This window comes from Microbacterium kyungheense (genome assembly GCF_006783905.1).
Lineage (GTDB): Bacteria > Actinomycetota > Actinomycetes > Actinomycetales > Microbacteriaceae > Microbacterium > Microbacterium kyungheense.
Window position 1 is genome coordinate 44073 of sequence record NZ_VFPE01000006.1, and the last position, 13113, is coordinate 57185.

11 protein-coding genes are annotated in these 13113 nt (G+C 72.0%); 10 read left to right on the plus strand and 1 reads right to left on the minus strand.

Annotated elements, in window-relative coordinates; translation table 11 throughout:
• Positions 1–94: 94 nt before the first annotated feature.
• The 3 genes from FB391_RS16275 (at position 95) to FB391_RS16285 (ending at position 4500) form a co-directional block, all read left to right on the plus strand.
• Positions 95–1555: an MFS transporter gene (locus FB391_RS16275; RefSeq protein ID WP_141896131.1), complete on the plus strand. Its 1461-nt coding sequence runs from the start codon at positions 95–97 to the stop codon at positions 1553–1555.
• 130 nt (positions 1556–1685) lie between these two features.
• Positions 1686–2243, plus strand: a complete 558-nt coding sequence (locus FB391_RS16280; RefSeq protein ID WP_141896133.1) for a hypothetical protein — start codon at positions 1686–1688, stop codon at positions 2241–2243.
• Between the two features lie 124 nt (positions 2244–2367).
• The gene (locus FB391_RS16285; protein ID WP_141896135.1) at positions 2368–4500 is read left to right on the plus strand and encodes a vWA domain-containing protein; all 2133 of its coding nucleotides are present in this window, start codon (positions 2368–2370) and stop codon (positions 4498–4500) included.
• 79 nt (positions 4501–4579) lie between these two features.
• Here the strand turns inward: FB391_RS16285 and FB391_RS20010 are convergent, their stop codons facing one another.
• A complete protein-coding gene (locus FB391_RS20010; RefSeq protein WP_246093573.1) occupies positions 4580–5194 on the minus strand; it encodes a MarR family winged helix-turn-helix transcriptional regulator in 615 nt (204 codons plus the stop codon).
• Between the two features lie 117 nt (positions 5195–5311).
• On the opposite strand from FB391_RS20010, the gene FB391_RS16295 reads away from it, so the two are divergent.
• The 7 genes from FB391_RS16295 (at position 5312) to FB391_RS16325 (ending at position 13108) form a co-directional block, all read left to right on the plus strand.
• Positions 5312–6157 carry a hypothetical protein gene (locus FB391_RS16295; RefSeq protein WP_246093575.1) on the plus strand — a complete coding sequence of 282 codons (846 nt, stop codon included), beginning with the start codon at positions 5312–5314 and terminating at the stop codon, positions 6155–6157.
• Between the two features lie 190 nt (positions 6158–6347).
• Positions 6348–7040 (plus strand): sirohydrochlorin chelatase, encoded by a 693-nt coding sequence (locus tag FB391_RS16300; RefSeq protein WP_141896137.1) that lies wholly within the window; start codon positions 6348–6350, stop codon positions 7038–7040.
• 161 nt (positions 7041–7201) lie between these two features.
• Positions 7202–8932 (plus strand): nitrite/sulfite reductase, encoded by a 1731-nt coding sequence (locus FB391_RS16305; protein ID WP_141896139.1) that lies wholly within the window; start codon positions 7202–7204, stop codon positions 8930–8932.
• Positions 8929–9672: a phosphoadenylyl-sulfate reductase gene (locus FB391_RS16310; protein WP_141896141.1), complete on the plus strand. Its 744-nt coding sequence runs from the start codon at positions 8929–8931 to the stop codon at positions 9670–9672. The genes FB391_RS16305 and FB391_RS16310 overlap by 4 nt, the downstream gene beginning before the upstream one ends.
• Positions 9669–10670: a sulfate adenylyltransferase subunit CysD gene (gene cysD / locus FB391_RS16315; protein ID WP_246093576.1), complete on the plus strand. Its 1002-nt coding sequence runs from the start codon at positions 9669–9671 to the stop codon at positions 10668–10670. Before FB391_RS16310 ends, cysD begins: the two co-directional genes overlap by 4 nt.
• Entirely contained in the window at positions 10670–11977 is a 1308-nt protein-coding gene (locus tag FB391_RS16320; RefSeq protein ID WP_141896143.1) for a sulfate adenylyltransferase subunit 1, read from the plus strand. The genes cysD and FB391_RS16320 overlap by 1 nt, the downstream gene beginning before the upstream one ends.
• Before the next feature lie 48 nt (positions 11978–12025).
• Complete coding sequence (locus FB391_RS16325) at positions 12026–13108, plus strand: ABC transporter substrate-binding protein (RefSeq protein ID WP_141896145.1); 1083 nt, start codon at positions 12026–12028, stop codon at positions 13106–13108.
• The last annotated feature ends 5 nt before the right edge of the window (positions 13109–13113 follow it).

The window sequence follows — 13113 nt, forward strand, 5'->3', positions numbered from 1 at the left end:
GCGCGCCGGCTCCAGTAGCCTGGCCAGGCGCCACGCCGACGTGGCGCGCTGCGGCGGCACCCGCCGTTCACCGAAGGGCCATACCGTGAGCGACATGAGCTCCCCCGAGTCGGACGCATCCGCCGCGGCCGACGCCCCGTCGTCGTCCCTGCCGCCCCTGTCGACCGCGGCGATGGACACCGGCGCCCTGTCGGACGCGCCGGTCCCCCGCCGCCGCGTGTTCGCGTGGGCGCTGTGGGATTGGGCGACCCAGCCCTTCAACACGGTGCTGCTGACGTTCGTGTGGGTGCCGAGCTTCTTGGTGTCGCCCTTCTTCCTCGATCCCGCGGTCGCGGCATCGGGCGTCGTCGACGGCGAGAAGATCGACTGCGACACCGGCGCGAACGCCGTGACCGAATACTGCCATGCGCTCGGCGCGCTGGACGCGAACCTCGGCTGGGGCATCATGGCCGCCGGCATCCTGATCGCCCTGCTCGCGCCCGTGCTCGGCCAGCGCGCCGACGCGACCGGGCACCGCAAGCTCATGCTCGGCATCTTCACCGGCCTGCTCATCCTGTGTCAGCTCGGCATGGCCTTCGTGGGCGGCACCGCCGACCTCTTCTGGTTCGGCGTGGCGATGATCGCGTTCGGCAGCGTGGTGGGCGAGATCGCCGGCGCCAACTACAACGCGCTGCTGGTCTCGGTGTCGACGCCGAGGACCGTCGGCCGCGTGTCGGGGCTCGGGTGGGGCTTCGGGTACCTGGGCGGCATCGTCGCGCTCGCGATCGTGGTCGGCCTCATCCTCGGGGGCGTCCTGGACGGCACGCAGGGCACCACGTTCCAGTTCATCGCCGCCGGGGCCACGGTGTGGACGATCCTGTTCTCGATCCCGATCTTCCGGAGCGTGCCCGAGCCGCCGCCGAGCGCCGACACCAAGAAGGTCAACTTCTTCGAGGGCTACGTCGAGCTCGTCCGCTCGGTCATCCGCCTGTGGCGCGAGAGCCGCCCGACGTTCTGGTTCCTGCTGGCCTCGGCGGTGTATCGCGACGGCCTGGCCGCCGTGTTCACGTTCGGCTCGGTGATCGCGGCGCGCGTCTTCGGGTTCGGGTTCACCGACCTCGTGATCTTCGGCATCGTGCTGAACCTCGTCGCCGGCGTCTCGACGATCTTCGTCGGCCGACTCGACGACCGCTTCGGCCCCAAGCCGGTCATCCTCACCGCGATCGGCGGCATCATCGCGTGCTGCCTCGCCGTCTTCGTGGGTGCCGGCGCAGGGCGGGCGCTGTTCTGGGTCGCCGGGATCGTGCTCGCCGCGCTCGTCGGTCCGGCGCAGGCCGCGTCGCGGTCGTTCCTGGCGCGGGTCACTCCGGCCGGCCGTGAGGGCGAGATCTTCGGCCTGTACGCCACCACCGGGCGCGCCGCGAGCTGGATGGCGGCGCTGCTGTGGGGCGTGTTCATCGCCGCCGCGGCCAATCAGACGCTGTACGGCATCCTCGCGATCGCGCTGGTGCTGGCGGTCGGCTTCGTGCTGCTCGTCTTCGTGAAGGCGCCGCCCCGGGTCGTCGCCGAGGCCTGACGGCCATCGGCTCGCGGCCGCGGGCCGCGAGGGGTGCGGCATCCGATAATCTCGCTTCGGGGATTCTTCACCGATGCGATTGGGGGCGGTCGCGCGTTTCCCTGCGCCGAGCCCACCCCCGAAAGGCACCGTGTCCGTCACGCTCACCGAGAATCGCCGCGCGGCGCGCCATCGGCGCGCGCTCGGCTACTGGGCGGTGCTCCTCTCGCTGACCCTGTCGCTGTGGGTCGGCTCGCAGGTCGTCCCGCACGACTGGGTGCATCGGCCGGCCCTGTTCGTCCACCTGGCGTCGGTGATCGTGGGGCTCGGCTCCGCGGTGCTGCTGGAGATGAGCGGACTGCTCTGGATGCTGCGCCGCACCCAGCTCGAAGACCTGCGCCGCGTCGAGCGCACCGTCAGCGCGCTGGCGTGGCTGGGCATCGCGGGCCTGCTCTTCTCGGGCGCCTTCCTGCAGCCCGACCTCACGAATCCGCTCACGGATCTCAAGATGCTCGCGGTGCTCGTGGCGGCCATGAACGGGGTCGCGATGACCCGGCTCACCGCCGAACTGCGGCGGCTTCCTGCCCGCGTGCGGTTCTCGATGCTTCCCGGCCGGATGCGGCTGTGGTGCGTGTGGAGCGCCGTGGTGTCGCAGGCGGGCTGGTGGACGGCCGTGCTGATCGGGATGCTGAACACCGCCTCGGGGTGATCTCACAGCGAGCACTCACTCGCCTCCCGGCGCGTTGGTCGTTAGGCTGTGGCTTTACCGGACGACCCGGCCGGTAAACCCCCCGATCGGCCTCACGGCCAGACCCGACCTCGAGGATGCCTTGATGCGCGATCGCACGCGCGGCGACGAGGACGCGCCCGGACCTCGCCGCGGCCAGTCCTCACCGCCCCCGACGGCAGCGTTGCCGACCTCTTCCGTCCCCGATCCGTCGCCCGCACCGGTGCCCTCCGCGACCGCCGCCACCGGCTGGACGCCGACCGGATCGACCCCCTCCGCCGGGTCCTCAGGCCCCTCCGGCCCCTCGGCCACCAAGCCCGCCGGCGCGAAGCCGGGCCGGCCGACCGCGATGGACGAGCGGCGTGAGCGGCGCCGCAAGCGACGCAAGCAGATCATGCTGTGGACGACCGTCGCCGGCATCGTCGTGCTGGTCGGCTCGATCGGCACGGTGTCGTACGCGATCGTCTCGAACCTCGCCGGCTCCGGCGCGGCCGCGGCTGCCGACCCGCCTCCGGCGGCCCCGGCCGTCGTGAAGCCCATCGTCTTCCCGCAGGACGAGCCTGCCGCCACCGCCGGCGCCGAGCCGTGCGTCACCGTGCGCGTGCTCTCGTCGTTCGAGAACGCCGAGATGGTCGAGAGTCTCGCGAACGCCTACAACGCCCAGCCGCGCAACGTCGCCGGCTCGTGCGTCACGGTGACCTCGAGCAAAGAGAAGTCGGGTGCGGCGGCCGCTGTCGTGGCCGCCGGCTTCCCGAACTCCCCCGACGACGAGAAGCCCATCGTGTGGCTGCCCGACTCGTCCACCTGGGTCGATGTCGCGCAGTCCGAGGGTGCGACGGCGATCGGCCGCGAGGGGACGAGCGTCGCGATCTCGAACATCGTGCTCGCGATGCCCAAGCCCCTGGCCCAGGCGATCGGCTGGTCCTCAGAGGCGCCGACGTGGTCCGACGTGTTCGAATCCGCCGGGGATGCCGACCTCTGGAGCGGACTCGGCCACCCCGAGTGGGGCGCGTTCAAGCTCGGCAAGACGAGCCCTCTCGTCGCCACGTCGGGCGAGGCGGCGATGTACGCGTCGTACGGCACGGCCGCCGGCTCGCTCGCCGATCTCACGGCCGCCGAGGTCGACGACCCCGCGGTGCAGGCCACCGTCCACGAGAACGAGACCTCCACGAGCCACTACATGGCCACGCCCGAGCACTTCCTGTGGCACGCGCGCCAGGCCGAGGCATCCGGCTCCTCCGCCGACTTCCTGTCGGCCGTGATCGTCGACGAGAAGTCGGTGTGGGACTACAACCGCGGCATCACCAGCCGCGACGGCATCACGCGCACGCAGGCGGATCCGCCGGCCGAGCAGCTGATCCCGATCTACCCGACCGACGGCTACTACGCCGCAGACAACCCCGCCATGCGGCTCACCGGCGCCTGGATCGACCCGGTCGAGTCCGAGGCCGCCGCAGACTTCATCCGCTACGCGCTCACGGCGCAGGGCCAGTCGGTCGTGCGGGGCGCGGGCTACCGCGACCTCAACCGCGCGCTCGACGAGAGCGTGCAGAAGGTCGGCCAGCTCTCAGACGAGCTGACCACCGCGCTCGCCTTCCCCGGCGCCGACGTCGTGACCGCCGTGCAGGCGTCGTTCCCCGACGTCCGCAAGCGCGCCAACGTGCTGTTCCTCCTCGACGTGTCGGGGTCGATGGACGAGCCGATCTCGCCGAGCGACACCAAGCTGACGCAGGCGCGCAAGGCGATCGAGGCGGCGCTCGGGCACTTCACGTCGGGCGACGACGTCGGTCTCGCCGGGTTCGCGCAATCGCCCGACGGCGCCCTGGTGCCGGGCCTCGTGTCGCCGGTCGCCGACATCGGCACATCGCGCGACGGCTTCCTGGGCGCGCTGAACGGCATCACCTCGATGGGCGACACCCCGCTGTACCAGGCGGTCGACGACTTCGCGAAGCAGCAGGCCGCCTCGTGGACGAGCGACCACATCAACGCCATCGTGCTGCTCAGCGACGGCAAGAACGACACGCCGAACGCCCCGACCATCGGCGCCGAGCAGATGATCGCCGACCTGAAGGACATGCACCACGCCACCCCGGTGCTGATCTTCACGCTCGCGTACGGAGCCGACGCGGATGTGCCGACCCTGCAGTCGATCTCGAGCGCGACGGGCGCGCACTACTACGACGCGACCGACCCGTCCAAGCTCGAGGCCGTGCTCAGCGAGCTCGTCACGAGCTTCTGAGCCGCGCATCGGGGCGGGCGCGCCCGCGCCGCGCCGCAGCAGGTCGCCGGTGATCGGTCAGACGACCTGAGCGACCCCGTCAGGCGCCGGGCCAGGAGTCGGCGAGCTTCGTCAGCAGACGGGCGAGCTCGGCGCGCTCGGCGTCGGTGAACGCGGCGAGCGCGGCGTCGATCGCCTCGCGCCGCTCCCCCCGGAACCCGCGCACGAGTCGCGTGCCGGCATCCGTCAGCGCCACGCGGGTGCGGCGGGCGTCATCGGGATCGGCTTCGCGACGCACCAGGCCCAGCTCGACGGACTGCTGCACGAGCCGCGACGCGCGCGGCTGATCCACGCCGACGGCGTCGGCGATCTCGCCGACCGAGAGCGGATGGGATGCCGCAGCCAGCGCCTCGAGCAGCCGCATGCGCGCGGGGCCGCCGAAGCGCCCGCCGCCCCCGCCCCATGGCGGTCCGCCGTGCCCGGCCGGCATTCCGCGGCCCCACGGACCGCCGCGCCCGGGGGCCGCGTCCGGCCCGTCGGCGTCCAGCCCGTGCGCTCCGTGCATGCCGCGAGGGCCGGCGTGGCCGTGCCCGTGCGGGCCCGCTCCCCGCGGCCCGGGGCCTTCGGTCCACGGCGGTCGCGGCATCCGGCGTCCTCGCAGACGTGCAAGGGCTGCGGCGATGGCATCGGAGGGGTCGTCGGGTGCGGACGGCATGAGCCCAATTTACATGTGACTTGACATGCACTCCAAGTCCATGTCACACTGCATGTACATGCACACAGACATGTAATTCGCGGCCGGACCCGCCGGCCGCCATCGAAAGGACTTCTCATGGACGACATGAATCAGAATGAAGAGAGCACCGGCACCCCTCGCACGGAGCGCCCGCTCGGCTACTGGCTGCGCACCGTCGACGCCCTGATCTCGGGCGCCTTCGCCGAGTCGCTGGACGCCGAAGGCGTCTCGCGTCGCGACTGGATGGTGCTGAACGTGCTGTCGGGCGACGTCGACGCACCCGGTCTCAGCGAGCGCCTCGCCCGCAAGGGCAAGCGCCTGCGGTCGCTCGAAGACCGCGGCTGGGTGCTCGAACAGGGCGACGGCACCTGGGTGCTCACCGATATCGGCCGCGCCGAGAAGGAGCGCATCGGCGCCATCGTCGACGGCATCCGCTCGCGCGTGGCCGGCGCGATCGGCGACGACGCGTACACGCAGCTCACCGCCTCGCTCGAGGCCATCGCGCGCGAACTGGGCTGGGACGAGGCGACGGCCGCCGAGCGCGGCTTCGGCCGCCCCGGGTTCGGTCGCGGCTTCGGCCGCCCGCCGTTCGGCGCCCCGGGCTTCGGCCCCTTCGGCCCCGGCTTCGGACCGCGCTTCGACGCTCCGCTCGACCCCGCGCTGCGCTACGGCTTCGGCCCGAATCGCCACCGCGGGTTCGGTCCGGGTCGCCCCGGCCGTCCCGCCGAGCGCGGCGACGAGCCCATGCGCGGCTACGGCCACGGCCACGGCCCGCAGGCTGAGGACGCCGGGGGCCACGATCACCCGCACGGCGGCCACGGTCACCACGACCAGCCGCACCACGGCGGGCACGGCCACGGCGGCGGTCGCCGCGCACAGGAGGCGTACGAGCGCGGCTTCGACGCCGGGTTCGCGCGCGGCCGCGAGGCCCGCGACGCCTGAGCGCAGCATCCCTCCACGCAGAATCGGATCCGCATCCGCGGATCGACGCGTCGACACGCCGGTCGGGGACTTCCCCGACCGGCGTGTCGCGTCTCGCGTCCGCATGCGCGGATCCGCGGCTGCGTCAGGACCGAGTGGATGCCGCGACCCGCGTCACGCGCGCGACACATGCGCCGGGCACAATGGGGGCGTGACCCGTCCGGCGCTCCTCGCGATCTCGCACGGCACGTCCTCGCCCGAGGGGCAGGCGGCCGTGGCCGCCCTCGTCGGCGCCGTCGCCCGGCGCCTGCCCGACACGATCGTGCGCCTCGGGCATGTCGACGTGCAGCAGCCCGACGTGGCGGCATCCCTCGACGCGATCCCGACCGGGACGCCGGTCGTCATCGTCCCGCTGCTGCTGTCGGCGGGCTACCACGTCCGCGTCGACCTGATCCAGCAGTCAGCGGGCCGCGACGGCGTGACGATCGCCCCGGCGCTCGGGCCGGACGAGCGCCTGGTCGATGCCCTCGTCAGTCGTCTGGCCGGCGTCGCACCGGCACCGGACGACACGCTCGTGCTCGCGGTCGCAGGGTCGAGCGACGACCGCGCCAACGAGGACTGCCGGGTGACGGCACGGATGCTGGGCGCACGACTCGGGCGCCCCGTCGGCGTCGGGTTCCTCGCCGCCGCCGATCCGCGGCTGGACGTCGCCGTCGGGTCCGCCGGCGGCCGGGTCGTCCTCGCGAACTACCTGCTCGCGCCGGGGTACTTCCACGACCTCGCCGTGACGCTGTCGGGCGGAGCCACGGTCGCGCCGCCGCTGCTCGGGAGCGATGAGCCGCCGGCATCCCTCGTCGACCTCGTCGTGGACCGCTACAACGACACCGCCGCTTTGTCGGACTGAGTCCACAAAGCAACGCCGCTGCAAGTGTGTGACGCAGGGTTACGCCGGTTAACGTCACTTGACGCTCGGATAGGCCGACGCGGTCGCCGCTTCTAGCCTCACGGAATGGACTCGCTAGAGTCCCGCCCGGGGCGCGCCCCGGGATCCACCCCGGAGGCACCGTGACCATCAGCGACACCGAACCGCACGCCGCGGAGCGTCCGCGCGCGGCCGTGCGCCCTCCGCGCCCGTCGTCCAAGCCCAACGGGCAGTGGAAGATCGACGGCAAGGCGCCCCTCAACGGCAACGAGGAGTGGAAGCAGGTCGACGACGGCCTGAGCGTGCGCGAGCGCATCGAGAACGTGTACTCGAAGGGCGGCTTCCACAGCATCGATCCGACCGACCTGCACGGGCGCTTCCGCGTGTGGGGCCTCTACACGCAGCGCAAGCCCGGCATCGACGGCGGCCGCACCGCGACCCTCACGCCCGAAGAGCTCGAGGACGAGTACTTCATGTTCCGTGTCCGCATCGACGGCGGGCAGCTGACCACCGAGCAGCTGCGGGTCATCGGCGGCATCTCGACGGAGTTCGCTCGGGGCACCGCCGACATCACCGACCGGCAGAACATCCAGCTGCACTGGATCCGCGTCGAGGACGTGCCCGAGATCTGGCGCCGCCTCGAGGCCGTGGGCCTGCGCACCACCGAGGCGTGCGGCGACGTGCCGCGCGTCATCCTGGGGTCCCCCGTCGCCGGCATCGCCGCCGACGAGCTGCTCGACCCGACGCCGCAGATCGAAGAGATCTCGCGCCGGTTCATCGGCGACCCGACCCTGTCGAACCTGCCGCGCAAGTTCAAGACGGCCATCACCGGTCACCCCAGCCAGGACGTCGTGCACGAGATCAACGACGTCGCCTTCGTCGCCGTCGAGCACCCCGAGCTGGGCGTCGGCTATGACCTGTGGGTCGGCGGCGCGCTGTCGACCACGCCGCGCCTCGGCGAGCGCCTGGGCACGTTCGTCCGCCCGGATCAGGTGGTGGATGCCTGGCACGGCGTGACCCAGATCTTCCGGGACTACGGCTACCGGCGGCTGCGCAACAAGGCGCGCCTGAAGTTCCTGCTCGCAGAGTGGGGCACCGAGAAGTTCCGCCAGGTGCTGCAGGACGAGTACCTCGGGTACGAGCTCGCCGACGGCCCCGCCGCGCGGAAGCCCGCGACGCCCGGCGACCACGTCGGCGTGCACAAGCAGAAGGACGGCCGCTTCTACGTCGGCGTGACGCCGATCGTCGGCCGGGTCTCGGGCCCGACGCTGACCCGCCTCGCCGAGATCGCCGAGGCGCACGGCTCCGCGCGCCTGCGCACGACGCCCCACCAGAAGATCGTCATCCTCGACGTGCCCGAAGAGCACGTGGAGCCCCTCATCGCCGAGCTCGACGAGCTCGGACTGCAGGCGCGGCCCAGCCTCATCCGTCGCGGCACGATCGCGTGCACCGGCATCGAGTTCTGCAAGCTGGCGATCGTAGAGACCAAGGTCAACGCGACGGCAGCCGTGCTCGACCTCGAAGAGCGTCTCAAGGGCTTCGAGCTGCCGCATCCGATCTCGCTGCACGTCAACGGCTGCCCCAACTCGTGCGCCCGCATCCAGACCGCCGACATCGGCCTCAAGGGCCAGCTCGTCACGATCGACGGCGAGCAGGTCCCCGGCTACCAGGTGCACCTGGGCGGCGGTCTCGCCTCGCAGGACCGCGACGAGCCCGGCCTCGGCCGCACCGTCCGCGGCCTGAAGGTGGCCGCCGACGGCATCGCCGACTACGTCGAGCGCGTGGTCACCCGCTTCCTCGCCGATCGGGATGCCGCCGCCGACGAGACGTTCGCCCAGTGGGCGCATCGCGCCGAAGAGGAGGCACTCCAGTGACCGTCTCGCTCGCACCCCGCGTCGCCGTCAAGCGCTCGCACGAAGAGCTCAGGGCACTCGCCGAGCGCGCCAACGAAGAGCTCGGCAGCCTGACCGATCACGAGGCCTCGGCTGCCGAAGTCGTGGCGTGGGTGGCCCGCAACTTCTCGGTGGATGCCGCCGCCGTCGCCTGCTCGATGGCCGACGCCGCGCTTCCCCACGTCGTGGCCGAGCAGCTGCCGGGCGTGGACGTGCTGTTCCTCGACACCGGGTACCACTTCACCGAGACGTACGCGACGCGCGACGAGGTGCAGCGCGCCCTGGACGTGCGGATCGTCGACATCACCCCCGATCAGACCGTCGCCGAGCAGGACGCCGAGTTCGGCGCCAAGCTGTTCGAGCGCGACCCGGGCCTGTGCTGCGCACGCCGCAAGGTGGCGCCCCTCCAGGACGCGCTCGGCGGGTACGAGGTGTGGTTCACGGGCGTCCGCCGCGACGAGGCGCCCACGCGCACGAACACCCCGCTGGTGACGTGGGACGAGCGCAACGGCCTCGTCAAGGTGAACCCGGTCGCCGCGTGGAGCTTCGACGACGTGCTGGAGTACGCCGCCGCACACAAGGCCCCCGTCAACTTGCTGGTCGGCTTCGGCTACCCCTCCATCGGCTGCGAGCCGTGCACCAAGCCGGTCGCCGCCGGCGAAGACCCCCGGTCCGGCCGCTGGGCCGGATCTTCTAAGACGGAATGCGGGCTGCACGTATGACCCTCTCGACCACCGCCCGCGAGACTCGGAGATCCGGCGAGACTCGGACCGATTCACCCGAGATCTCCGACTACGGCGATATCTCCGAGCCAGGCGACCGAACCCGTGGACTGTCGACCCTCGACCTGCTCGAGGCCGAGGCGATCCACGTGATCCGCGAGGTCGTCGCCGAGTTCGAGCGGCCCGTGCTGCTGTTCTCGGGCGGCAAGGACTCCGTCGTGGTGCTGCACCTGGCCACCAAGGCCTTCGCGCCCGGCAAGGTGCCCTTCCCGGTGCTGCATGTCGACACCGGGCACAACTTCCCCGAGGTGCTGGCCTTCCGCGACGAGACCGTCGAGCGCCTCGGCATCCGCCTCGAGGTCGCCCGCGTGCAGGACTACATCGACGACGGCCGCCTGCAGGAGCGCGCCGACGGCACCCGCAACCCGCTCCAGACCCTGCCGCTGCTGGACGCCATCGCCGCCGGCCGCCACGACGCGGTCTTCGGTGGCGCCCGGCGCGACGAGGACAAGGCGCGCGCCAAGGAGCGCATCATCTCGTTGCGGGACGAGTTCGGCCAGTGGGATCCGCGCAACCAGCGCCCCGAGCTGTGGAGCCTGTACAACGGCCGCCACACGCCCGGCCAGCATGTGCGCGCGTTCCCGATCTCGAACTGGACCGAGCTCGACGTGTGGCAGTACATCGAGCGCGAGGGCATCGCACTGCCGCCGTTGTACTTCGCCCACGAGCGCGAGGTCTACGAGCGCGACGGCATGTGGCGCCCGGTCGGCCCGTTCTCGCCCCCGCTGGCGGACGAGACGGTCGAGGTGCGCACCGTGCGCTATCGCACGGTCGGCGACATGAGCTGCACCGGAGCCGTCGAATCGGATGCCGCCGACCTCGCTGCGATCGTCGCCGAGGTCGCCGTGTCGACCCTCACCGAGCGCGGCGCGACCCGTGCCGACGACCGCCTCAGCGAGGCGGCCATGGAGGACCGCAAGAAGGACGGGTACTTCTGATGACCGCGACACTCACGCAGACGAGCACGCTGTTCCGCTTCGCGACGGCGGGCTCGGTCGACGACGGCAAGTCGACGCTCGTCGGGCGTCTGCTGCACGACTCGAAGGCGATCCTCGCCGACCAGCTCGAGCAGGTCGCCCGCACGTCCGCCGACCGCGGATTCGCCCACGGGGCCTTCGACTTCGCCCTGCTGACCGACGGCCTGCGCGCCGAGCGCGAGCAGGGCATCACGATCGACGTCGCGTACCGGTACTTCTCCACCGGCGCACGGTCGTTCATCCTGGCGGACTGCCCGGGTCACGTGCAGTACACGCGCAACATGGTCACCGGCGCCACCACCGCCGACGCTGTGATCGTGCTCGTGGACGGCCGCAAGGGCGTGCTCGAGCAGACTCGGCGACACCTGGCCGTCGTGGCCCTGCTGCGCGTTCCCCATGTGATCGTGGCGGTCAACAAGATCGACCTCATCGGGTTCTCGGCGGATGCCTTCGCCGACGTCGCGGCACAGGCGCAGGCCGTCGCCGCCGAACTCGGCATCGACGACCTGCACGTGCTGCCGGTCTCGGCGCTGGAGGGCGACAACATCGTCGACCGCTCGGAGCGCACGCCCTGGTACGACGGCCCCGCGCTGCTCGAGCTGCTCGAGACCCTGCCCGCGGCCGACGAGCTGGAGCACGACCTCGAGCCGCTGCGCCTGCCGGTGCAGCTCGTGCTGCGCCCGCAGGGCGGCCTGGCGCCGGGCATCCCCGCGGATGAGGCCGAGCGGCTGCGCGACTACCGCGCCGTCGCGGGCCGCATCTCCAGCGGCGTCGTGCGCGTCGGCGACCGCGTCGAGCTCTTCCCCGCGGGCACGGCGGCCACGGTCAGCGGCATCCGCTCGGCGGGCGCCGAGGTCGCCGAGGCGACCGCGCCCCAGTCCGTGTCGCTCGAGTTCGACGCCGACATCGATGCCGCCCGCGGTGCGCTCGTCGTCGCCGCCGGCACACTGCCCGCTCCGCAGCGCGAGTTCGACGCCGAGCTGTTCCAGCTCGACGCGCGGGCGCTGACCCCCGGCATCCGCGTCCTCGTCAAGCACGGCACCGCGACCGTGCAGGCGATCGTGGCGCAGATCGAGTCGCGCTACGACCTCGACGCGCTCACGCACGAGCCCGCGCAGGCGCTGCAGACCAACGACATCGGCCGCGTGCGGCTGCGCCTGGCGGCCGACTTGCCGCTGGAGCCGTACCGCACCAGCCGCCACGGGGGCTCGTTCCTCGTGATCCATCCGTCCGACGGCGCGACGCTCGCCGCCGGCATCGTGCGCTGAGGCGCACACTCCCACCCCGAGCACCACCCGACCTAAGGAGGCGACACCGTGAAGAACATCATCCGCACCACGACAGCACTCACAACCCTGGGACTCGTAGCGGCCATGATGGCCGGCTGCGCCTCCGCCGCCGCGGACGAGAAGCCCGCGGCCACGTCCGACGGGCCGTCGGTCAGCGAGGTGCGCCTCGGCTACTTCGCCAACGTCACGCACGCACCGGCACTCGTCGGCCTCGAAGAGGGCCTGTTCGCCGACGCGCTCGGCGACGACGTGAAGATCACCACGCAGGTGTTCAACGCCGGTCCCGCCGCGATCGAGGCGCTGTCGGCCGGCGCGATCGACGCGACCTACATCGGCCCGAACCCGTCCATCAACACGTTCATCCAGTCCGGCGGCGCGTCCGCCCGGATCGTCGCGGGCGCGGCGATCGGCGGCGCGGCGCTCGTGGTGCGCGACGGCATCGACTCGCCCGACGATCTGAAGGGCACGACGCTGGCCTCGCCGCAGCTCGGCAACACGCAGGATGTGGCGCTGCGCAAGTGGCTCGGCGACGAGGGCTACGAGACCGACACGTCAGGGGGCGGCGACGTGCACGTGACGCCCACCGAGAACGCGCAGACGCTGACCCTCTTCCAGCAGGGCCAGCTCGACGGCGCGTGGCTGCCCGAACCGTGGGTCTCGCGCCTGATCGTCGACGCCGGCGCGCACGTGCTGCAGGACGAGGCCGACCTCTGGGATGACGGCGAGTTCCCGACGACCGTGCTGCTCGTGCGCAAGCAGTTCCTCGACGAGCACCCCGATGTGGTCGCCGAGCTGCTGAAGGGTCACGAGGCGGCCGTGCAGTGGATCGCCGACAACCCCGACGAGGCGCCCGCCGTGATCAACGGCGCGATCGAGAAGGAGACCGGCAAGCCGCTCGACGACGCCGTCATCGAGCGCGCCCTGGAGCACGTGACGTTCTCGGTCGACCCGGCCGCCGACACCTTCGAGACGCTCGTGCAGAACGGCGTCGACGCGGGCACGCAGAAGGAGGGCTCGATCGACGGGCTCTTCGACCTGCGCCTGCTCAACAAGCAGCTCGCAGCGGAGGGTGAAGACACCGTCTCGGCCGCCGGGCTCGGCGAGGACTGACACTC